Annotated in this window: 18 protein-coding genes; 7 read left to right on the forward strand and 11 right to left on the reverse strand. The window is 70.4% G+C overall.

Annotated features, from left to right (window positions below; translation table 11 throughout):
* Positions 1 to 3: 3 nt before the first annotated feature.
* The 11 genes from ASD23_RS02635 to ASD23_RS02685 all read right to left on the reverse strand — a co-directional run bounded on the left by ASD23_RS02635 (position 4) and on the right by ASD23_RS02685 (position 15,371).
* Positions 4 to 873, reverse strand: coding sequence for a universal stress protein (locus ASD23_RS02635; RefSeq protein WP_056005859.1), 870 nt, complete (start codon positions 871 to 873; stop codon positions 4 to 6).
* Complete coding sequence (locus ASD23_RS02640; protein WP_327019779.1) at positions 873 to 2,285, reverse strand: flavin monoamine oxidase family protein; 1,413 nt, start codon at positions 2,283 to 2,285, stop codon at positions 873 to 875. The genes ASD23_RS02635 and ASD23_RS02640 overlap by 1 nt, the downstream gene beginning before the upstream one ends.
* A gap of 63 nt (positions 2,286 to 2,348) precedes the next feature.
* Entirely contained in the window at positions 2,349 to 3,818 is a 1,470-nt protein-coding gene (locus tag ASD23_RS02645; protein ID WP_056005865.1) for an NAD-dependent succinate-semialdehyde dehydrogenase, read from the reverse strand.
* Positions 3,819 to 3,879: 61 nt separating this feature from the next.
* A complete protein-coding gene (locus tag ASD23_RS02650) occupies positions 3,880 to 5,226 on the reverse strand; it encodes a Glu/Leu/Phe/Val family dehydrogenase (RefSeq protein WP_082571127.1) in 1,347 nt (448 codons plus the stop codon).
* Entirely contained in the window at positions 5,223 to 6,581 is a 1,359-nt protein-coding gene (gene gabT, locus ASD23_RS02655) for a 4-aminobutyrate--2-oxoglutarate transaminase (RefSeq protein ID WP_056005868.1), read from the reverse strand. The genes ASD23_RS02650 and gabT overlap by 4 nt, the downstream gene beginning before the upstream one ends.
* Before the next feature lie 203 nt (positions 6,582 to 6,784).
* A complete protein-coding gene (locus ASD23_RS02660) occupies positions 6,785 to 8,674 on the reverse strand; it encodes an ABC transporter permease (protein ID WP_157376987.1) in 1,890 nt (629 codons plus the stop codon).
* Positions 8,675 to 8,677: 3 nt separating this feature from the next.
* Complete coding sequence (locus ASD23_RS02665; RefSeq protein WP_056005874.1) at positions 8,678 to 9,841, reverse strand: hypothetical protein; 1,164 nt, start codon at positions 9,839 to 9,841, stop codon at positions 8,678 to 8,680.
* Positions 9,842 to 9,887: 46 nt separating this feature from the next.
* On the reverse strand, positions 9,888 to 11,012 hold the full coding sequence (locus ASD23_RS02670; RefSeq protein ID WP_056005877.1) for an ABC transporter ATP-binding protein: 1,125 nt from the start codon (positions 11,010 to 11,012) through the stop codon (positions 9,888 to 9,890).
* A gap of 85 nt (positions 11,013 to 11,097) precedes the next feature.
* Complete coding sequence (locus ASD23_RS02675; RefSeq protein WP_056005880.1) at positions 11,098 to 12,612, reverse strand: DHA2 family efflux MFS transporter permease subunit; 1,515 nt, start codon at positions 12,610 to 12,612, stop codon at positions 11,098 to 11,100.
* Positions 12,613 to 12,647: 35 nt separating this feature from the next.
* Positions 12,648 to 14,270: an LVIVD repeat-containing protein gene (locus tag ASD23_RS02680; RefSeq protein ID WP_056005883.1), complete on the reverse strand. Its 1,623-nt coding sequence runs from the start codon at positions 14,268 to 14,270 to the stop codon at positions 12,648 to 12,650.
* A gap of 135 nt (positions 14,271 to 14,405) precedes the next feature.
* Positions 14,406 to 15,371 (reverse strand): LysR substrate-binding domain-containing protein, encoded by a 966-nt coding sequence (locus ASD23_RS02685; protein WP_056005886.1) that lies wholly within the window; start codon positions 15,369 to 15,371, stop codon positions 14,406 to 14,408.
* 82 nt (positions 15,372 to 15,453) lie between these two features.
* Here ASD23_RS02685 and ASD23_RS02690 point away from each other — a divergent pair, with 82 nt between their 5' ends.
* The 7 genes from ASD23_RS02690 to ASD23_RS02720 are packed head-to-tail and all read left to right on the forward strand — an operon-like array spanning position 15,454 to position 21,647.
* The gene (locus ASD23_RS02690; protein WP_056005888.1) at positions 15,454 to 16,959 is read left to right on the forward strand and encodes a 2-hydroxymuconic semialdehyde dehydrogenase; all 1,506 of its coding nucleotides are present in this window, start codon (positions 15,454 to 15,456) and stop codon (positions 16,957 to 16,959) included.
* On the forward strand, positions 16,956 to 17,795 hold the full coding sequence (locus ASD23_RS02695) for a 2-keto-4-pentenoate hydratase (protein WP_327019773.1): 840 nt from the start codon (positions 16,956 to 16,958) through the stop codon (positions 17,793 to 17,795). The genes ASD23_RS02690 and ASD23_RS02695 overlap by 4 nt, the downstream gene beginning before the upstream one ends.
* The gene (locus ASD23_RS02700; protein ID WP_056005891.1) at positions 17,792 to 18,748 is read left to right on the forward strand and encodes an acetaldehyde dehydrogenase (acetylating); all 957 of its coding nucleotides are present in this window, start codon (positions 17,792 to 17,794) and stop codon (positions 18,746 to 18,748) included. The genes ASD23_RS02695 and ASD23_RS02700 overlap by 4 nt, the downstream gene beginning before the upstream one ends.
* The gene (gene dmpG / locus ASD23_RS02705; protein WP_056005894.1) at positions 18,745 to 19,815 is read left to right on the forward strand and encodes a 4-hydroxy-2-oxovalerate aldolase; all 1,071 of its coding nucleotides are present in this window, start codon (positions 18,745 to 18,747) and stop codon (positions 19,813 to 19,815) included. The genes ASD23_RS02700 and dmpG overlap by 4 nt, the downstream gene beginning before the upstream one ends.
* A complete protein-coding gene (locus ASD23_RS02710) occupies positions 19,812 to 20,612 on the forward strand; it encodes a 2-keto-4-pentenoate hydratase (RefSeq protein ID WP_056005897.1) in 801 nt (266 codons plus the stop codon). The genes dmpG and ASD23_RS02710 overlap by 4 nt, the downstream gene beginning before the upstream one ends.
* Positions 20,605 to 21,126, forward strand: coding sequence for a RidA family protein (locus ASD23_RS02715; RefSeq protein ID WP_056005900.1), 522 nt, complete (start codon positions 20,605 to 20,607; stop codon positions 21,124 to 21,126). Before ASD23_RS02710 ends, ASD23_RS02715 begins: the two co-directional genes overlap by 8 nt.
* Positions 21,123 to 21,647, forward strand: a complete 525-nt coding sequence (locus ASD23_RS02720) for a 3-hydroxyanthranilate 3,4-dioxygenase (RefSeq protein WP_056005903.1) — start codon at positions 21,123 to 21,125, stop codon at positions 21,645 to 21,647. The genes ASD23_RS02715 and ASD23_RS02720 overlap by 4 nt, the downstream gene beginning before the upstream one ends.
* The last annotated feature ends 4 nt before the right edge of the window (positions 21,648 to 21,651 follow it).

A 21,651-nucleotide genomic window follows, 5' to 3' on the forward strand; every position in this document is an offset into this window, starting at 1 on the left:
CCTTCAGGAGGTGGAGCGCGGCACGACGATCATCGGCACCGGCAGCTCGCGCAGCATCTTCGATGCCGTCGAGCCCAGGAAGAGGCGGCTGGAGGCCGCGAGGCGACTGGAACCGACGAGCACGACCTCGCCGGCGTGCCACTCGAGCGCCTTGACCGCCTGCTCGATCGTGTCGCCGGTCGCGACGACCGCGGTGGCCGTCGTCCCGGCGGGCAGCGCACGTCGCGCCGCCTCGAGCACGTCGTCGGCGTGAGCGGTGCTCGCGAGGGACGCGAGCTCCTCGTCCATGCCGGCCGGGAGGTCGATCGAGACGAGCGACACGAGCCGCAGCGGCGCGTGCGTCAGGCGGGCGAGGCGCACCGAGATGTCGAGCACCGACCCCGCTCCGGAGCGCGTGCCGACGGCACCGGTGATGCGGGTGACCCCGAGCGAGACGGGCACCTCGCGGGAACCCGCGGGAGCGAGCGCCACTGGCACATCGGACGCGTGGAGCAGGTCGTTGGCCACCGAGCCGATGCGCGACCGGCCGAGCAGGCCGCCGCGCGCGGCGCCGACGACGATGAGCGACGCGTCGAACTCGTGCGCCGCCGCCACGAGGCCTTCGGCGAACGACTCGGCGTAGCGGATGTGCAGCGCCTGCTCGACACCGTCGCCCAGTCGAGCGGATGCCTCGGCCAGCCAACCCCGCGAGCGCTCCTTCAGGTGACGCTCGTATCCGGTGTCGGGCGGCACGACGGCGCCGCGCGCCTCGATGGGAAGCACCATCACGACTTCGAGGAGCGCCTCACTGGCCGCCGCGAGCCGCCCGCCGAGGGCGAGCGCGTCGGCGCCGGATTCGTTCGCCGTGTAGCCGACGACGATGCGGGTGACCATCAGCTCGTGCCGAGGATCTCGTCGGCGACCTCGCGGCCGACGCGGATCGCGCCGTCGACGTGCTGGTAGCCCTTGCCCGCCATGTCGGAGCACGAGAAGTGGATCGGTCCGACGGGGGTGCGGAGGTCCGCGCCGTACCGGGCGAGCCCGCCCATATCGAAGCTCGCCGCGTACGCGCCGCGGGTCCACTCCTCGGAGCCCCAGTCGCTCTCGTAGTAGACGACGGGGTTCAGGGCCTCGGGGCCGTAGTAGTGCGAGATCGACTCGAGGATCCGGGCCTTCCGCTCCTCGGCGGAGAGGCTGAAGACGCCGTCGGCCTCCTCGTCGGAGACGAAGCCGACGAGCGTGCCGCGCGGGTCGTCGTGGTTGGTGTTGTCGTAGGCCTCGTGCACGAGCTCGTACGGGCTGAACGCGGTGCCCGAGAGGCCCTGCTCGCGCCAGAACGGCGTCTCGTAGACCGCGTGCACCTTGATGACGAAGCCCATCGAGAGGTGCTGGTGCATCTGGTGCTGGCGGCGGGGCAGCGGCGGCTCGTACGAGATGCGGCTGATCAGGATCGGCGGCAGCGCGAGCACGACGTGCTTCGCGTGCACCTCGACGGAGTCGGTCACGACGACGACACCGGCGTCGGGGGCATCCGGCGTCCAGCGGATGGTGCGCACGGCCTGACCGGTGCGCACGGCGTCGCCGAGGCGCTCCGCGAGGAGCAGCGGTACCTGCTGGAGGCCGCCCACGACGCGCTTGTCGAGGATGAAGTCGGCGTCGACGAGGTTCGAGAACGAGCCGGCGGATGCCGCCATGAGCAGCGCCTGCAGCGCCGAGAACGCGTGGGCGGGCTTGGTGAGCATGGCACCGGCGATGAACATGCCGATGTTGAGCTTGGCCTCTTCGTCGTCGGTCTGGGTGCCGAGCCACTCGGCGAACGAGACCTCGTCGAGCTCCTTCGCGCGCGGGTGCGCCCACGGCGCGTCGGGGTCGATCTCGGCGACGAGCGCGTCGAGCTTCTCGATGAGGCCGACGATTTCGCCCTCGGTCTTGGCCGGCACCGGGAAGATGTCGCCCTCGAAGAGACGACGCTCGCCGTTCTCGGCGATGTAGACGTTCTCGCCCTCGCGGTAGCGCTCGTACGTTGCGAGGCCGAGCTCTTCGAGGGTCTCGATGAGGGCGTCCTGATCGGGCGAGACCCACTGGCCGCCGATCTCGAGCATGGCCCCGTCGATGTCGTCGGTCCAGAGGCGTCCGCCGATGCGGTCGCGCGCCTCGAGCACGACGACGGACTTGCCGGCGGCCCTCAGTTTGGTGGCGGCGGTGAGGCCCGAGGCCCCGGCGCCGACGATGACGACGTCGCAGTCGATGCGTTCCATGGTGTTCGTACTTCCTTCGGTTGTCCTGCTGGTCGAGTAGGCCTCCAGGGCCGTATCGAGACCTGGGCGAGCGGATGCCGCAGCGCGAGCTGCGGCATCCGCTCGGGTGGTTCAGCTCACGGGGATGAGCGTGTACTTCGTGTCGAGGTACTCGTGGATGCCTTCGAGCCCGCCCTCACGGCCGATGCCCGACTGCTTGATGCCACCGAACGGCGCGGCGGCGTTCGAGACGAGGCCGGTGTTCAGGCCCATCATTCCCGTGGCGAGGCGGTTGATCATGCGGTGGCCGCGCGCGAGGTCCTGCGTGAAGACGTAGGAGACGAGGCCGTACTCGGTGTCGTTGGCGAGGCGAACGGCCTCGTCCTCCGTCGAGAACGTCGTGATGCCGAGCACCGGGCCGAAGATCTCCTCGCGGAGGAGGCGGGCGTCGGCCGGCACGGAGCCGAGCACGGTCGGGGCGTAGAACGTGCCCTCGCCCTCGATCGCGGCGCCGCCGGTGAGCACCGTTGCGCCCTTGGAGACGGCGTCGCTGACGAGCTCGTCGGTCGAGGCGACCGCCTTCGCGTCGATCAGCGGGCCGATCGCGATTCCGTCTTCGGTGCCGCGTCCGACGCGCATCGCCTGCACGCGCTCGGCGACGCGCTTGCCGAACTCGTGGGCGACCGACTCGTGCACGATGAAACGGTTCGCGGCGGTGCAGGCCTGCCCGATGTTGCGGAACTTGGCGAGCATCGCGCCGTCGACGGCCTTGTCGAGGTCGGCATCCTCGAAGATGACGAACGGCGCGTTGCCGCCGAGCTCCATCGACGTGCGGAGGATGCCCTGCGCGGCCTCCTTCATGAGGCTGCGGCCGACCTCGGTCGAACCGGTGAAGCTGAGCTTGCGCAGGCGCGGGTCGGCGATGATCGGGCCCGAGACCTTCGACGAGGTCGACGTCGCGATGACGTTGACGACGCCGGCCGGCAGGCCCACCTCTTCGAGCAGCTGCACGAACGCGAGGGTCGTGAGCGGCGTGAGTGCCGGGGGCTTGATGACGACGGTGCAGCCTGCGGCGAGCGCGGGCGCGATCTTGCGGGTCGCCATCGCGAGCGGGAAGTTCCACGGCGTGATGAAGAACGACGGGCCGACGGGGCGCTGCGAGACGATCATGTTGCCGGTGCCCTCGGGGTTCAGCCCGTAGCGGCCCGAGATGCGGACGGCTTCCTCGCTGAACCAGCGCAGGAACTCGCCGCCGTAGGCGACCTCTCCGCGTGCCTCGGCGAGGGGCTTGCCCATCTCCATCGTCATGAGGAGGGCGAAGTCCTCCTTGCGCTCCTGCAGCAGGTCGAACGCCCGGCGCAGCAGTTCGCCGCGCTCACGCGGAGCCGTCGCGGCCCATGCGTCCTGCGCGGCGACCGCGGCGTCGAGCGCCTTGGTGCCGTCGGCGACGGATGCATCGGCGATCTCCTTGATCGTCGCCCCGGTCGCGGGGTCGATGACGGCGAGCGTCTTGCCGCCCTCCGCGTCGACCCATTCGCCGCCGATGAAGAGCCCGCCGTTGATGCGGTCGAGCACGGTCGCTTCCTGTGTTGCGGTCGTCATGCGTGTGGTTTCCGTTCGATGATTCGGGGTGACGGGGTCGAGAGCGGTGCGGATGCTGCGATCAGGGGTAGAGCCCGCGCAGCTTGTGCGCTTCGGCGACGCGTTCGACGGCGAGCGCCGTCGCGGCGGTGCGAAGCGAGAGCCCCCGTGTCTCGGCGTATCCCAGCACGTGCTGCCACGCGCTGAGCATCCGCTCCTCCAGTCTGGACTCCACTTCGTCGGCGCGCCACCAGTAGGCCTGGTTCGCCTGCACCCATTCGAAGTACGAGACGATGACGCCGCCCGCGTTCGCAAGGATGTCAGGCACGACGAGCACGCCGTTCTCGCGGAGGATGCGGTCGGCACCGGGCGTCGTCGGACCGTTCGCGCCCTCGACGATGACCGTGGCCTGCACCGAGGCCGCGTTGCCCTCGTGCAGCACGCCCTCGACGGCGGCCGGCACGAGCAGGTCGACGTCGAGCGTGATGAGCTGCGCGCCGTCGATCGCCTCGGCGCCGGCGAAGCCGACGACCGAACCCGTGGCGCGCACGTGGCCCCCGAGCGCCTCGATGTCGAGGCCCGTCGCGTTGAACACGGCGCCGTACTGGTCGCTGACCCCGGCGACGGTGACGCCGGCCTCGGAGAGGAACCGTGCGGCATCCGCACCGACCTTGCCGAAGCCCTGCACCGCTGCGGTCGCGCGCGACGGCTCGATGCCGCGGTGCCGGAGCGCGGCGAGCGCGATGTGGGTCACCCCACGCGAGGTCGCGCTCGCCCGCCCCTGCGAACCGCCGAGCGCGATGGGCTTGCCGGTCACGATGCCGGGCACCGTGTAGCCGCTGGTCACGGAGTAGGTGTCCATGATCCAGGCCATCGTCTGCTCGTCGGTGCCGATGTCGGGCGCGGGGATGTCGCGCTCCGGGCCGATGATCGGCAGGATCTCGCTCGTGTAGCGGCGGGTCACGCGCTCGAGCTCGGCCTTGGAGTGCTCGCGGGGGTCGATCGCGATGCCGCCCTTCGCGCCGCCGTACGGCACGTCGAGCAGGGCGCACTTCCAGGTCATCCACATCGCGAGCGCCCGCACCTCGTCGATGTTGACGTTCGGTGCGTAGCGCAGGCCGCCCTTGGCCGGGCCGCGCGAGAAGTTGTGCTGCACGCGGTGGCCGATGTAGAGCCGGCTCTCACCCGAGTCCATGCGCAGCGGCACGGCGACGGTGAGCTCGCGGCGCGGGGTCGCGAGCATCTGGTGCAGTCCGTCGGTGTAGCCGAGCAGGCCCACCGCCTCGGCGAGCTGGGAGCGTGCGTCGGTGAGGGGCGTCGCGATGTGGGCATCGGCCGCGCCGGCTCCCTGAGCCTGTCGAAGGGCAGCGGATGCCGCGGCATCCGTCGTTGCGGTCGACGTCGTCGTCGCCGCCAGGAGGTCGGTCATGCGTTCTTCAGTCCTTCCGCGACGACCGAGAGGCCGTCGATGAGCAGTTCGTCGGAGATGGCGAGCGGGGGCAGGAAGCGGATGACGTTGCCGTAGGTGCCGCAGGTCAGCAGCACGACGCCGTTGGCGTGCGCGTACTTCGCGACCGCGTTCGTGAGCGCGGCGTCGGGAGCCCCGGTGGCGGGGTCGACGAGCTCGATCGCGACCATGGCGCCGCGTCCGCGGACGTCGCCGATGCGGGGGTCGGCGGTGCGCAGCGCGTTCAGGCGGCCGATGAGCACGGAGCCGATCTCGCGGGCGCGCTCGATGAGGCCGTCCTGCTCGTACGTCTCGATCGTCGCGAGTGCGGCGGCGCAGGCGATGGGCGAACCCGCGTAGGTGCCGCCGAGGCCGCCGGCCATCGCGGAGTCCATGATCTCGGCACGGCCGGTGACCGCGGAGAGCGGCAGGCCGCCGGCGATGCCCTTGGCGGTGACGATGACGTCGGGAACGATGCCCTCGTGCTCGCTCGCGAACCAGGCACCGGTACGGGCGAAGCCGGTCTGCACCTCGTCGGCGATGAAGACGACGTCGTTCTCGCGCGCCCACTCGACGAGCGCGGAGAGGAAGCCCTGAGCCGGGACGATGAAGCCGCCCTCGCCCTGGATGGGCTCGATGATGATCGCGGCGAGGTTCTCGGCGCCGACCTGCTTCTCGATGACGGAGATGGCCTTGGCCGCCGCTTCGGCGCCCGAGAGGCCGCCGTCGCGGAAGGGGTAGCTGAGCGGTGCGCGGTACACCTCGGACGCGAACGGGCCGAAGCCGCTCTTGTACGGGATGTTCTTCGCCGTGAGGCCCATGGTGAGGTTCGTGCGGCCGTGGTACGCGTGGTCGAACGCGACGACGGCCTGCTTCTTCGTGAAGTGGCGGGCGATCTTGACGGCGTTCTCGACGGCCTCGGCGCCCGAGTTGAAGAGGGCGGTGCGCTTGACGTGGTCGCCGGGGGTGAGCTCGTTGAGCTTCTCGGCGACGGCGACGTAGCCCTCGTACGGCGAGACGGTGAAGCACGTGTGCGTGAACGAGTTCAGCTGCGCGGTGACGGCCTCGACGACGCGGGGCGCCGAGTTGCCGACGCCGGTGACGGCGATGCCCGAGCCGAGGTCGATGAGCGAGTTGCCGTCGGCGTCGACGATGACGCCTCCGCCCGCTGCGACGACCGAGATCGGCAGGGTGTGGCCGACGCCCGCGGCGACGGCGGCCGCCTTGCGGGCCATGAGCTCCTGCGAGCGGGGGCCGGGGATGGCGGTGACGAGACGGCGCTCCTGGGCGAGCGAGGGTCCTCCGGTCAGGGTGGCCGGGGTGTCGACGAGAGTCATGAGTGCTCCGATGCGGGGTGACGACGGTGGCTGATGCCGCCAATGCTAGGTCGGCCCGAGCGGATGCCTCAGCGCCCGCGTGTATACGAGATACCTGCTTCTTCGACGCCATGTACAAACGAAGCCGCCCACCCGACCGGTGCGGTCGGATGGGCGCCTGGCTCGGCTCGTGCGCGTTCGGTCGTGCGCCGATCAGCTCCTGTTCAGCTCCTCGTCAGCTCCCGCTCGTCGCGAAGGTCCTGTGCGGCCACCGCCCGGGTGTCGGGCGCATCCGGCAGTGCCGGCGGCAGCACCGACGCCGTCCCGACGCCGGGAATCGGATTGCGACGCTTCGCCCGGCCGATCGCGCGGAGCGACACCGCCCACTGCAGGCCGTAGCCGATCGCGAAGACGAGCAGCGTGAAGATCAGCGCCATCGCCGCGCCCTGGTCGGGGGCGTAGAGCTGGGCCGACCGGGGGCTGATCATCGCGTACATGTAGACCGACAACGGGCGGGACTCGGGCGTCGCCAGGAACGCCGGCAGGGTGAACTCGTTGGTGCCGAGCACGAACATCTGGATCCACACGGCGAAGACCGTCGGCATGAGCAGCGGAGCGACGATACGGCGGAACCCCTCGAGCGGGCTGGCGCCGCTGACGAGCGCGGCCTCCTCCAGCTCCATGCGGATCTGCAGCGTCGCGCTGTACCCCGCCCGGTATGCGATCGACACGCGATACGAATAGGCGATGACGAGCGCGGCGATCGTGCCGGCCAGCGGGATCACCGGATTGATGACCATGAACGTGAGGAACATCGCGAAGCCGGCGATGACGGCGGGGATCGCGACCGACGAGGACGCGAAGAGGTCCATCGCCTTCGTCCAGCCCGTGCGCCGGGCTCTCGCGATGCCGTAGGCGAGCACCGTCGCCGCGACGCACGCGATCGTGGCGCTGGCGCCCGCGATGATCAGGGTGCGGCCGAGCGAGGCCCAGAACTCCGGATCGCCGAGCACGGCGCCGAACGAGCCGAACTGGGTCTGCTCGACGAGGGCGGTGAACGAGAAGGCGATCGGGTACGGGGTGATCGCCGACCAGAACAGGGCGAACAGCGGCAGGATCGCCGTGAGCAGCACGAAGACGGAGATCAGGATCATCACCGGGATGCGCCAGCCGCCCAGCTTCATGACGGTGGGCCGGAACCCCTTGCCCGAGATCGAGGCCCGCCGCTCGGCGTTCCTCGTCGCGCGGAGGTAGATCACGAATGCGATCGTCGTGATGACGAGGAACACGCATCCCCAGGCTGCTGCCAGTCCGTACTGCGGCAGCTCACCGGCCCCCGCGCTGATGAGGTTCCAGAGCTTCAGGGCGAAGATCGACTGGCCGCTCTCCTGGCCGAACAGGAGGGGGACCTCGAGGCTGCCGAGGCCGAGGATGAAGGTCAGCACGGCGACGCCGAGCAGGCCCGGCCACAGCATCGGCAGGGTCACGCGCCGAAGGGTCTGCGGCCAGGACGCCCCCGAGACGCGTGCGGACTCCTCGAGCGAACCGTCCATGCTCGTCAGGATCGGGACGATCATGAGGAAGGGGAAGGTCACGTTCGTGAGCGCCTGGATGACGGTCATCGTGACGAACGAGTACGGGTCGATCACGAGGTCGCCCGGCAGCAGGCGCAGGAGCTGGTTCAGCACGCCGGACTCCGGCGAGAGCATCAGCAGGTAGGCCTGCGCCTTCACGATCGGCGGGATGATGAAGGGCACGACGACGAGCACGGAGATCACCCGCCGGAGCGGCGCGTCGGTGCGCACCGTCACCCACGCGAGCCCGAACGCCATCGCGAGCGAGAGCACGGTCGACCCGCCGACGAAGGCCGCGGTCGAGCCGATCACGGCCCAGAAGTCCTCGCGGAGCTCCCAGAGGGTCGTGAAGTTCTCGATCGACCACTTCGCGGACGAGACGCCGAACGGCAGGAACGGACCACGGAACGCCGTGATGACCTGGACCGCCAGCGGGATCGCGAGGAGGAGGAAGATCACCGCTCCGGCGATGACCGTCGCGATCTTCATCGAGGTCGGCCGAGTGCGCTCGGCGTTCGTGGTCCGTCCTGCCTGAGACACGTGCTATCCGTTCAGTGCCGCGTCGGCGGCGTTGATCATCGCGATCCACTCGTCGCGGGTGTCGACGGTCTCCGTGACCGCCCCGCCCTGCAGGCCCGCGAGGAGTGCGTCGGCATTGGTCTTCATGAGTCCCGTCGCCGAGTCGAACAGCGCGGTCGGCAGACCCGGGTAGGGCACCTGGGTGGTGGAGAAGCGCTCGTCGGTCATGCGCAGCTCGAGCCAGTCGGGGTCGTACGCGTTCCAGAGCGACCACAGCATGGCGCCGGCCTGGTTCTTCGCATCGACGTTCACGCCGGAGAACTGGGCGAACACCCCGGAGTTCTCGTACGGCGAGACCGTGAGGCTCGGGTTCGGGTTGAAGAGGGTCTGGCCGAGCGCGATCGGCACGTCACCGCTCGACAGCTGCGAGTCCTGGTCCTCGAGCACTTGCAGCGTGCCCGACGACTTCAGCTCGTCGATCAGCTCGACCATCGCATCCTCGCCCTCCACCATGCCGTAGCCGGCGAAGACGTTCGCGTTGTAGCTCGCGACCGACACCTTGCCCTGGTACTGCGGGTCGAGAAGTCCCGGGAGCGTCGAGGGTGCCTCGATCTTGTCGGTGTTGACCTGCATGAGCGAGCCGTTGACGCTGTCCGGCAGCATCGCGGGATCCCCGATGGTGAAGAACTCGGCGGGGACGCCGAACGCCGTCCAGTCGATGTCGGCCCAGTACCCCTCGTCGGTCATCGTGGCCGCCGACACGAGCGAGCCCGAGATGATGTCGGTGTTGCGCGAGCCCGTGGCCTTGGCCGAGATGATCGCCGACGACAGGTTGTAGGTGAGGCCGCGCGTCTCGATCTTCAGGTCGGGGTAGCGGGAGTTGAACTCGGCGATCACGTCGGGCGAGAGCTCGTACCAGTCCCAGATCACGAGCTTGCCGCCGTCGGTCTGCTTGGCGGTCTCGTAGAGGGCGTCCATCTGCTCGTCGATCTGTGGCCAGAAGTCGTCGTAGAAGTTCTCGCACCGCGTGATCGCACCGATCTCGACGACCTCGCAATCGGCCAGTTCGACCTCGCCGGTCGGCTCGATCGCGCCGGATGCCTCGGTGGGGGTGCTGCAAGAGCTGAGGAGCAGCAACCCTGCCGCCCCGAGGGCGATCAGCCCGCTTCGTGCTGTGAGTGTGTTCATGATCCGGATGTCCTCTCTGACGTGGATCTCGTGGTTGGGGGTGGACCTATGCCGCGAGGACGCGGCACGCCTGCGGGGTCAGCTCGATGAAGACGGAGTCGCCGGTCGCGGGCGAGTTCAGCGGGGCGCCGCGTCCGACGATGCTGCCGACGACGGTCTGCCCCGAGAGGACCTCCGCCTCGTACTCGACGATCTCGCCGAGGAATTCGACCCGTACGACCCTCGCGGGCAGCAGGTTCGGGCGGTCAGGAGCCGTTTCGTGCCAGCGCACGCTCTCGGGCCGGAAGGTGACGGTGACATCGGCGCCCTTCGCGACCCCGCTCGGGCAGGGCGTGACGAGCCGGGTGCCGAACGCCTCGACGAGCGCGTCGCCGGCGCCGTCGCGGTCGCGCACGACGGCGGGGATCATGTTGACCCGGCCCACGAAGTCGGCGACGAATCGATCGGCCGGCTGGTAGTAGAGGTCGCGCGGGGCCGCCTCCTGCACGATGCGCCCCTGGTTCATGACCGCCACCCGGTCGGACATCGACAGCGCCTCGGACTGGTCGTGCGTGACGTAGAGCGCGGTGATGCCGAGCCGCTGCTGGAGGCTCCGGAGCTCGTTGCGCATCGTGTCGCGAAGCTTCGCGTCGAGATTGCTGAGCGGCTCGTCGAGCAGCAGCAGTCGCGGACGGTGGGCGAGGGCGCGGGCGAGGGCGAGTCGCTGCTGCTGGCCGCCCGAGAGCGCCGTGGCCGGTCGGTGGGCGAAGCCGTCGAGCTGCACGAGCTCGAGCGCCTCCATCGCGCGCTTCTTCGCCTCCTTCTTCGGCAGCTTGCCCGCCGAGACCTGGAGCGGGAACACCGCGTTGGCGAAGACGGTCATGTGGGGCCAGATCGCGTAGTTCTGGAACACCATGCCGACGTCGCGCTTGTCGGGCGGCACATGCTGCGACCCGGTGGAGAGCACCCGGTCGTCGAGCGAGATCACGCCGCCGTTGCTGTTCTCGAGGCCGGCGACGCAGCGGAGGGTGGTCGTCTTGCCGCAGCCCGAAGGGCCGAGGAGCGAGGTGAAGGTGCCGGGCTCGATCGTGAAGGTGACGCCTTTCACCACCGGGACCTCGGCGCCGTCGAGCAGGTACTGCTTCTCGAGGCCGTCGACGACGAGTCGACCGCCGCCGCTTGCGTGAGTCATGTCGCTGCTCAACTTTCCGTGACGATTTTTGTATTCTGGATCCCGCTGGTCGAGGTGGGTGCCCCGGCGGATGCTTCGGCGGCCATCAGCGTGCGCCGGCCGAATCGGACAACGAACCGGCGACGGACGCCCCGGCGCCTCGCGCCTCGCCCCATCCGACGGTGACCTTCGGCTTGGCGAAGAACGCCACCACCACGGCGCAGGCCGCGAATCCCGCGACGGCGAGCCAGAGCGATTGCGCCATCGCCGCGGAGAACCCCTCGGCGACCTCGGCGGTCGGCGCACCGCCGCCCGGCCTGGCGTGCTCGGCGTCGAGGCCCGGCAACTGGGCGGCGAGGGTGTAGCTCATCAGCGCCGCGATCGCCGCGGAACCGAGCACCGACCCCACCTGCCGGGTCATCGTGTAGACGCCGGAACCGGCCCCCGCGAGCGCCGACGGGAGGTTCCGGGTCGCGGTCGACGCGAGCGGGGCGAAGATCCCCGAGACGCCGAGCCCGAGCAGCGCGGAGGGCAGGAGCAGCAGCCAGTACGGGACATCCGGGCCGAGGAGTACGGCGTAGCCGCCGAGCGCGAGCGCCGACGTCGACAACCCCGTGAGCGCGACCCACTTCGGATCGACGCGGTCGCTGAAGCGCCCGACGAGCGGGGAGAGCACGCCGGAGACGACGGCCATCGGCACGAGCATGAGCGCGGCCTGGGTCGGGCTCAGTCCGCGCGCCACCTGGAAGTAGTACGCGAGCGGGAGCGGCATGGCCGTCATCGCGAGGCCGACGAGCGAGATCGCGACGTTCGAGAGTGCGAAGTTGCGGTCGCGGAAGAGCCCGAGCGGCAGCAAGGGCTCGGCGCGGTTGAACGCCTGCCAGACCACGAATGCGGCGAGCACGACGATGCCGGAGACGATGACGCCCCAGACGGTGATCGGACCGGTGATCGTGCCCCAGTCGTAGGCCTGCCCCTCCTGGATGCCGAAGACGACGAGGAACATGCCGACCGCGCTCAGCACGACGCCGAGCCAGTCGAAGCGGTGCCCGTGCGTCTCGAGGTCGGGCACGAACCGCCAGGCCGCCGCGAACGCGACGACGCCGACCGGGACGTTCACGAAGAACACCCACTCCCAGCCGAGCGAGTCGACGAGCACGCCGCCGAGGATCGGGCCGACGAGGGTCGCGACGCCGGCCACGGATCCCCACAGGCCCATGGCGGCGCCGCGCTGGTTCGGGGGGAAGACCCGGGCGATGACGGCCATCGTCTGCGGGGTCATGAGCGCCGCCCCGAGGCCCTGCACCGCGCGGGCGGCGATGAGCGTCGTGATGTCGCCCGACAGCCCGCACCAGAGCGACGAGAGCGTGAACACAACGAGCCCCACGAGGTAGACCCGCTTCGGCCCGAAGCGGTCGCCGAGCCGTCCCGTGATGAGCAGCGGCACGGCATAGGCGAGCAGGTAGGCGCTCGTCACCCAGAGCACCGCCGTGAGGTCGGTGTCGAGGTCGGCGAGGATCGCCGGGTTCGCGATCGAGACGATCGTCGTGTCGACGAGGATCATGAAGAACCCGATGACGAGTGCCCAGAGGGCTGGCCACGGCCTGGATGTCTGGTTCATGGTCGACTTTCGCGGGGGGACGATTCGGCGCCGGTTCAGTTCGCGACGGATGGCGGGGTCGGCAGCCCGACGACCGGCTCGCCCAGCAGGGGCGTGGAGACCGCGTAGATGCCGTGGTTGGCGAACAGCCAGATGAGGTTGCGGTCCCACTCGACGAAGATGCCGTGCACCGGTGCCGCGAGGTCGTCGTCGTCCTTGAGTCCCATCGGGGGCACGAAGTACGCGCCCACCTTCGGGTTCTCGGGGTCGCGCACGTCGAAGATCTGGAGCCCCGCCGCGTAGAACGCGTACGGGATGACCCCGCCGTGCGGCGTGCCGGTGTTGGTGAAGTAGCCCGAGCGCTTCGGCCCGAACGATCCTCGTCGCTGCGCCCAGTCGGTGAACGCGGCCTCGGCCGGCGGCATCGGGCGCGGCATCGTGCGGACGAGCCGCGGCTGCGCCGGGTCGCTCACGTCGATCTGGTAGATCTCCTTGGCGGGCTCGTAGCAGTCGGTGTTCATCGGGTAGCCCGAGACGTAGACGTAGCCGGTCTCCTCGACCTGGGTGGTGTCGACGTTGTCGCCCTCGGTGCCGGCGACGCTCACCGGGAGGTCGCACCAGCCGACGTGGTGGATGTTCGACGGGTCCGAGACATCCAGCACGAAGAAGCCCTGGCCGCCCTGCGCCGCGTAGCCGTACTTCCAGCCCGACTCGACCGATCGCGGCATGAAGATGCCCATGCGAGAGCCGAACCACGAGGTCTTGTTGTTCCAGCGCTCGTTGCCCGCGAGGTACTCGGAGTCGGCCTCTTCGCCGGCGCGAGTGCCCGGCACCCACCAGGTCGAGAGGTGCACGGGGTTCGCCGGGTCGGAGACGTCGTAGGCGGCATGGCCGGCCGCCCAGAGCGTGGTCTTGTACGGCTGGTTCGTGAAGGTGTTGTCGGGCGCGGTCGCCACGAACAGGTACTTGTCGCCGTAGTAGACCGGGAGGTCCAGCACGCCGTTGCCCTCCTGCACCTCGTCGGGCCCGTGGTTCGGGTCGGTCGAGACCTCGGTGAGCAGGGTCCAGTCGCGGGGGCTCGGGCCGTTCACCTCGAAGACGCGGAAGCCGCGCAGGCCCTCCCACTCGAGGAGCTGGCCCTCGACGGTGTCGTCGGTCCACTTGTTCGCGACGCGGCCGTTGAGGAAGTACCGCGGCGTCTCGTTCGCCTGGATCGCGATGTGCTTGCCGAGCTGCTCGTTCCACTGCACCGTCACGGCGCCGAAGCTCGGGCGAGAGTCTCCCCAGCCCCACTGCTCCTCGTCGACGATCTTCAGATCGCGCGGATCGGTGATGTCGTAGAGCTTCCAGTGGTTGCCGCCGCCGTAGTGCAGCATGTAGCGGGTGCCGTCGAGGTCGTAGATGCACTGCCACGAGTGGCTCGTGTTCACGACGATGGGATAGAACGCTTCGGATGTCGCGTTCAGGCTGTAGGTCTCGGCGTCGCGGTACGGGAGTTGCCCTGGCCAGTCGACGAAGACGTCGCGCGGCACCGAGGGGGTGGAGGCCGGCGGCAGGAACGAGCCGTCGGGCTGCATGCCCCAGCTCGCCGGGTCGGGATCGGTCGGCTCGCCATCGACGCGCTCGAAGTCGTCGGGGTGGTACTTCTTCGCATCGGGCACGTACGGAGAGCCGGCCATGTCGCCTCCAGGGGTTGGCAGAAGATCGGGAACTGTCGGTCACGACACCGCGAAGCGCCGTGAATCCCAGCGTCGCGAGATGGACCGATGCTGTCCAATATCTATCCGGCTCCCAGCTATGACCGTTCAGACATATCAGCCGAACCGTCGCGGCTCCGACGTCGCGTACTCGCGTGCGAGCTCGGCGAGTCGTTCGCCCTCCTCGCGGAGGTGGCCGAGGAGGGCGGCCGCAGCCGCGGACGGCGCCCGGTCCTTCGGCAGGGTGACGCCGACCGAGCGGCGGATCGAGCTCAGCGGGGTCGGGAGGATGCGCAGCTCGCGATCGTCGACCGCGATGAACATCGGCAGCGCGGCGATGACGTCGGTCGACACCAGCAGGTTCCGCAGCGTCAGCATCGACGTGCACTCGACGCGGTCGGCGGGCAGCGGAAGCCCCTCGTGGAAGAACACGGCCTCGAGCTCGGCGCGGAGGGCGGTCTGGGCGACCGGGAAGATCCACGGATAGGCGATGAGGTCGGCGAGCGCGGTGCGCGATCCCCCGTGCACGGGATGCCCGGCCCGTGCCACGAGTCGGATCGGCTCCTGGTGGAGGCGCTCCTGTTCGAGCCGCACCGGCACCGTCGGCGAGAGCCGGCCGACCGTGAGGTCGAGGTCCCCCGCGAGCAGCAGTTGCTGGAGCATGTCGGGCGTGCCCTCGCGCACGACCACGGTCAGTCGCGGATGCTCCGCCTTGAGCGTGGCGATCGCCCGCGGCAGGAGCAGGTTCGAGCCCGCGAGGTGCGTGCCGACCGTGACGGTGCCGAGCTGCCCCGACTGCAGGAGCCGCACCTCCTCGCCCGCGATGCGCAGCTCCGCGAGCACCGAACGCGCGCGTTCGATGAACGCATGGCCGTACTGGGTCGGCCTGACGCCTCGCGGCAGACGCTCGAAGAGCGCGACGCCGAGTAGGTCCTCGACCTCGCGGAGGCCCCGCGTGACCACGGGCTGGGTGATGTGCAGCGACTCGGCGGCGCGCACGAGCGTGCCCTCGTCGGCGATGGCGGTGACGAGGACGAGGTGCCGGATCTTGAGCCGGCCGTCGAGGAGGCGATCGGTGACCATGCCGGGACTATAGCCGTATGGGCATGGCAGCGCTACAAGAGAGTATTTGTCGGCATCCCCCCGAGTTCCTAGCCTGAACCACATGACCCCCCAGACGACGTCGCTACCGGCAACGGCACCGGCACCGCGCACCGCACGAGCGATCCGCAACTTCATCGACGGCGAGTTCGTCGACGGCGTGCGCGGCTTCGACAAGATCGACCCCGTCGACGGCTCGCTCATCGGCCAGGTGCACGAGGCCGGCGCCGCCGAGGTCGATCGAGCCGTCGCCGCAGCGCGCGCCGCGCTCGACGGCCCCTGGGGACGCATGTCCGTCGGCGAGCGCGCCAGGCTCCTCCGGGGCGTGGCCGACGCGATCGAGCGCCGCTTCGACGACCTCGTCGCCGCCGAGGTCGGCGACACCGGCAAGCCCGAGACGCTCGCCCGCGACCTCGACGTCGCCCGTGCGGCCGCGAACTTCCGGTCCTTCGCCGACACGGTCTCCTCCGCCGGCCTCGACTCCTTCCTGACCGAGCTCCCCGGGGGCCGGACGGCGCTGAACTACGCGCTGCGCAAGCCGCTCGGCGTCGTCGCGATCATCGTCCCGTGGAACCTCCCGCTCCTGCTGCTCACCTGGAAGCTCGCGCCGGCCCTCGCCTCGGGCAACACCGTGGTCGTCAAGCCGTCCGAGGAGACGCCGTCGTCGGCGACGCTCCTCGCCGAGATCCTTGCCGAAGCCGGGGTCCCCGACGGCGTGGTGAACGTCGTGCACGGCTTCGGCGCCGGCTCCGCGGGCGAGCTCCTCACGACGCATCCGGGCATCGACGGCGTGACCTTCACCGGGGAGTCCTCGACCGGGTCGGCCATCATGCGCGCGGTGGCCCCGCGCGTACGACCCGTCTCGTTCGAGCTCGGCGGCAAGAACGCCGCCGTCGTCTTCGCCGACGCCGATCTCGACACGGCCATCGCCGGACTCGCCCGTTCGACCTACCTGAACACCGGGCAGGTGTGCCTCTGCACCGAACGCATCTACGTCGAGCGCGCGGTCTTCGACGACGTGGCCGCGGGCCTCGCCGAGCAGGCCGCGCGGCTCCGGCTCGGGCGGCCCGAAGACCCCGCGACGACCACGGGCCCCCTGATCTCGCAGGCGCACCGCGACAAGGTGCGCTCCTACTTCGAGCTCGCCCAGCAGGAGGGCGCGACGCTGCTCGCCGGCGGCGGCATCCCCTCGTTCGGCGACGCGCTCGACGGCGGTTCCTGGATCGAACCCACCCTCTGGACCGGACTCGACAACTCGCACCGCACCGTGCGGGAGGAGGTCTTCGGGCCCGTCGCGGCGCTCATCCCGTTCGACACCGAGGAGGAGGCCGTCGCACTCGCGAACGACACCGACTACGGACTCGCCGCCGTCACCTGGACGAGCGACCTCAGCCGCGGGCACCGCGTGGCACAGCGGATGCGCGTCGGCATGTCGTGGGTCAACACCTGGTACCTGCGCGACCTCCGCAGCCCCTTCGGCGGCGTCGGCCTCTCGGGCATCGGCCGTGAGGGCGGCCACCACTCGCTCGAGTTCTACACCGAGCCGACGAACGTCTGCGTGCAGCTGTGAGCGCCGCGATCGGCGGAGAACCCGTGTCCGTGCCGGCGACGGCCGTGCGCGACGCCGACGAGCGGCTCCGCACCGCAGCGGCGACCGGTGCGCCATGCGCTCCCGTCCGCGATCTCCTCGGCGACGACCAGGATGCCGCGTACGCCGTGCAATCGCTCGGCGTGGCACGCCGCCTCGCCGCGGGTCGCCGCCTGATCGGGCGCAAGATCGGCCTCACGGCTCCGGCGGTCCAGGCGCAGTTCGGCGTGTTCTCCCCCGACTACGGCGCGCTCTTCGACGACATGGTCGCCGCCGACCGCGAGCCGCTCGACCTCGCCCGCTTCCTCCAGCCCCGCGTCGAGGCCGAGGTCGCCTTCGTGCTCGGCGGCGACCTCGCCTGCCCCACGGCGAATGTCGCCGACGTGCTACGGGCCACCGAGTTCGTGCTCCCCGCGATCGAGGTCGTCGACTCGAGGATCGCCGGCTGGGACATCCGCATCGCCGACACGATCGCCGACAACGCCTCGAGCGGGGCCATCGTGCTCGGCACCACCCCCCGATCGCTCGACGGATTCGACCTCGCGGCCGCGGGCATGAGCCTCGACCTCGCGGGCGAGGTCGTCTCGACCGGATCGGGCGCCGCCTGCCTCGGCAGCCCCGTGACCGCCGTGGCGTGGCTCGCACGCGCCGTCGCCCGCCATGGCAGCCCGCTGCGAGCCGGCGACATCATCCTCTCGGGCGCCCTCGGCCCGATGGTCGCCGTGACCGGGCCGGGAGTCTTCCGCGCCCGCATCGACGGCCTCGGCGAAGTACGCGCCGCATTCACCGACTCACGTGCAGAAGGAGCAGCCGCATGACCACGGGCGTCGCCATCATCGGTTCCGGCAACATCGGCACCGACCTCATGATCAAGGTCATCCGCCTCTCCGAGTCGCTGCACGTCGCTGCGATGGTCGGCATCGACCCCGACTCCGACGGGCTCGCACGCGCCCGACGACTCGGGATCGCGACGACCCACGAGGGGGTCGACGGCCTCGTCGGCATGCCCGAGTTCGGCGACGTGGCACTCGTCTTCGACGCCACATCCGCCGGCGCCCACGCCCGCAACGACGCGATCGTGCGCAACCACGGCCGGGTCATGGTCGACCTCACTCCGGCGGCCATCGGCCCGTACGTCGTCCCGCCCGTCAACCTCGAAGCGCACCTCGATGCGGGCAACGTCAACATGGTGACGTGCGGCGGCCAGGCGACGGTGCCGATGGTCGCGGCGATCTCGCGGGTCGCACCGGTCGCCTACGGCGAGATCGTGGCCTCCATCGCTTCCCGATCGGCCGGACCGGGCACCCGCGCGAACATCGACGAGTTCACCGAGACCACCGCGCGGGCGATCGAGGCCGTCGGCGGCGCCGAGCGCGGCAAGGCCATCATCGTGCTGAACCCCGCTGAGCCCCCGCTCGTGATGCGCGACACGGTCGTGTGCCTCGTCGAGGGCCGTGCCGCCGACGGCACGCTCGACGAGGCCGCCGTGCACGAGTCGGTCGCGGCGATGCTCGCCGAGGTGCAGACCTACGTCGGCGGCTACGTGCTCAAGCAGCCCGTGCAGTTCGACGAGGTCGACGAGGCGTACGTGCCCGCGCTCGACCGGCCCTTCCGCGGCACGAAGATCTCGATCTTCCTCGAGGTGACCGGGTCGGGCCATTACCTCCCCGAATACGCGGGCAACCTCGACATCATGACCTCAGCCGCCCTGCGCACCGCCGAGCGGCTCATCGCCCGGCGCGCCGCCGAACGAACGGAGGTCCCGGCATGACCGCGAGCACCGAGGCATCCGCCGCCGCCGCTTTCGCGCCACGCGTCTACGTACAGGACGTGACGCTCCGCGACGGCATGCACGCGGTCGGCCACCAGTACTCGGTCGAACAGGTCCGCGAGATCGCCGCGGCGCTCGACGCGGCCGGCGTCGACGCCGTCGAGGTCGCCCACGGCGACGGACTCGGCGGCTCGAGCGTGACCTACGGCCACGGCGCGAGCACCGACGAGCGCTGGATCGAAGCGGCCGCCGAGGTGCTGCAGCACGCGAAGCTCACGACGCTCATCCTGCCCGGCATCGGCACCATCGACGACCTGCACCGCGCCCGCGACCTCGGCGTGCAGAGCGTGCGCGTCGCCACGCACTGCACCGAGGCCGACGTCGCCGCCCAGCACATCGGCTGGGCCCGCGACCACGGCATGGATGTCTCGGGGTTCCTCATGATGAGCCACATGAACGACCCCCGCGGCCTCGCATCGCAGGCGAAGCTCATGGAGTCGTACGGCGCCCACTGCGTCTACGTCACCGACTCGGGCGGCCGGCTCACGATGCGCGGCGTCGCCGACCGCATCGACGCCTACCGCGAGGTGCTCGACCCCGGCACCCAGATCGGCATCCATGCGCACGAGAACCTCTCGCTCTCGAACGCCAACAGCATCACGGCGGTCGAGCACGGCGCGTACCGGGTCGACGCTTCCCTCGCCGGTCAGGGCGCCGGTGCGGGCAACTGTCCGATCGAGGCGTTCGTCGCGACCGCGAACCTCATGGGCTGGCAGCACGGCTGCGACCTGTTCGCGCTGCAGGATGCCGCGGAGGAGCTCATCCGGCCGCTGCAACGCCGCCCGGTGCGCGTCGACCGCGAGACCCTCACGCTCGGCTACGCGGGCGTCTACTCGAGCTTCCTGCTGCACGCCGAGCGCGCTGCCGCCCGCTACGGGCTCGACGCCCGGGACATCCTGATCGAACTCGGCGACCGCAGGATGGTCGGCGGCCAGGAGGACATGATCGTCGACGTCGCGCTCGACCTCGTCGCCGCGAGAGCAGACTCGAACGGGAGCGCGGCATGACCGCGGCGGCCGCCTTCGCGGCGGCGCTCGACAAGGCGCAGCGCACGGCATCGCCGATCCGGCAGCTCTCTCCCGACGCCGCGATCGGCCTCGGCACGGCCTACGCGGCCCAGCATGCGCTCGTCGCGCGCCGGCTCGCTCGTGGCGAGCGCGTCGTCGGCGTGAAGCTGGGGTTCACGAGCCGCGCGAAGGCGCAGCAGATGGGCGTCTCCGACGTCATCATGGGCACCCTCACCGACGCGATGCGCATCGACGACGGCGGGGTCTTCGACCCCCGTGCCGCGATCCATCCGCGCATCGAACCCGAGGTGGCCTACCTGCTGGGGGCCGACCTCGACGAGATCGCCCCCGACGACGAACGCGCTTCCGCCGACGCGATCGCCGCCGTGGCTCCGGCGCTCGAGATCATCGACTCCCGGTACCGGGACTTCCGCTTCTCGCTCGACGACGTCGTGGCCGACAACACCTCCGCGGCGGCGTTCGTCGTCGGGCCGTGGGTCGGCGCAGCGCAGGCGGGCGATCTCGGCAATCGCGGAGTGCGGCTCGAGATCGACGGCCGGCTCGTCGACACGGGTTCGACCGCAGCGGTGCTCGGTCATCCGCACCGTGCCGTCGCCGCCGCCCGCCGCCTCGCGGCCGCGCACGGCTTCGCGCTCCGCGCCGGAATGGTGCTGCTCGCCGGTGCCGCGACGGCAGCGGCTCCCGTGCCCCGGCATGGACAGGTCGAGGCGACCGTGGCCGGCCTCGGTCGCGTGTCGATCCGCATCGACGGCAGCGAAGGAGGCCGTGATGCCTGACCACGACCGCAGGGTCGCCGGCACCGCGGGCACCGCAGACCCGTCCGGCGCGGCAGACCCATCCGGCGCCGTCACTCTCGCCGGCAAGGCCACTCCGCGCGGCCGATTCCCGCACGCGAAGGTCTCGGGCGACCTCGTCCTCGTCTCCGGCACGTCGAGCCGCCGGCCCGACAACACGATCGAGGGAGCCGAGGTCGACGGGTTCGGCACCACGACACTCGACATCGCCGTGCAGACCCGCGCCGTCATCGAGAACATCCGCGAGGTGCTCGAGTCATGCGGCTGCACGCTCGACGACGTCGTGCAGGCGACGACGTACCTCGTCGACATGAACGACTTCGGCCGGTACAACGCCGTCTGGGCGGAGACCTTCGACGAGACCGGCCCGGCCCGCACCACGGTGGCCGTGCACGCCCTGCCCCACCCGCACCTGCGCATCGAGATCCAGGTGATCGCGAGGCGCCGCGAACCGAACAGCACGACCGGCACGACCGCACTCAAGGAGGAATCATGACCACCATCCCACCCGTGATCGACTTCCCGGCCTGGATCCGCGAGCATGAGCATCTGCTGCAGCCGCCGGTGAACAACAAGGCGGCCTGGGCGCCGATGGGCGACTTCATCGTGCAGGTCGTCGGCGGCCCGAACCAGCGCACGGACTTCCACTTCGACCCCTACGAGGAGTGGTTCTACCAGTACCGCGGCAACATGCACGTGAACATCCAGACCGAGGACGGGCTCCAGCGCATCGACATCCGCGAGGGCGAGATGTGGTTGCTCCCCGGCAACGTGTACCACTCCCCGCAGCGCCCAGAGGCCGGTTCGATCGGCATCGTCATCGAGCGCATCCGCGAGGAGGGCACGCTCGAGAAGTTCGCGTGGTTCTGCCCGAACTGCAACGAGAAGGTGCACGAGGTCGAGCTGCAGGTCCGCGACATCGTCGAAGACCTGCCCCCCGTGTTCCGGGAGTTCTACGAGAGCGAAGAGGGTCGCACCTGCCCGAACTGCGGCGCAGTCCACCCCGGCAAGGGCTGAACCA

The sequence above is a fragment of the Agromyces sp. Root1464 genome, assembly GCF_001427265.1.
GTDB lineage: Bacteria > Actinomycetota > Actinomycetes > Actinomycetales > Microbacteriaceae > Agromyces > Agromyces fucosus.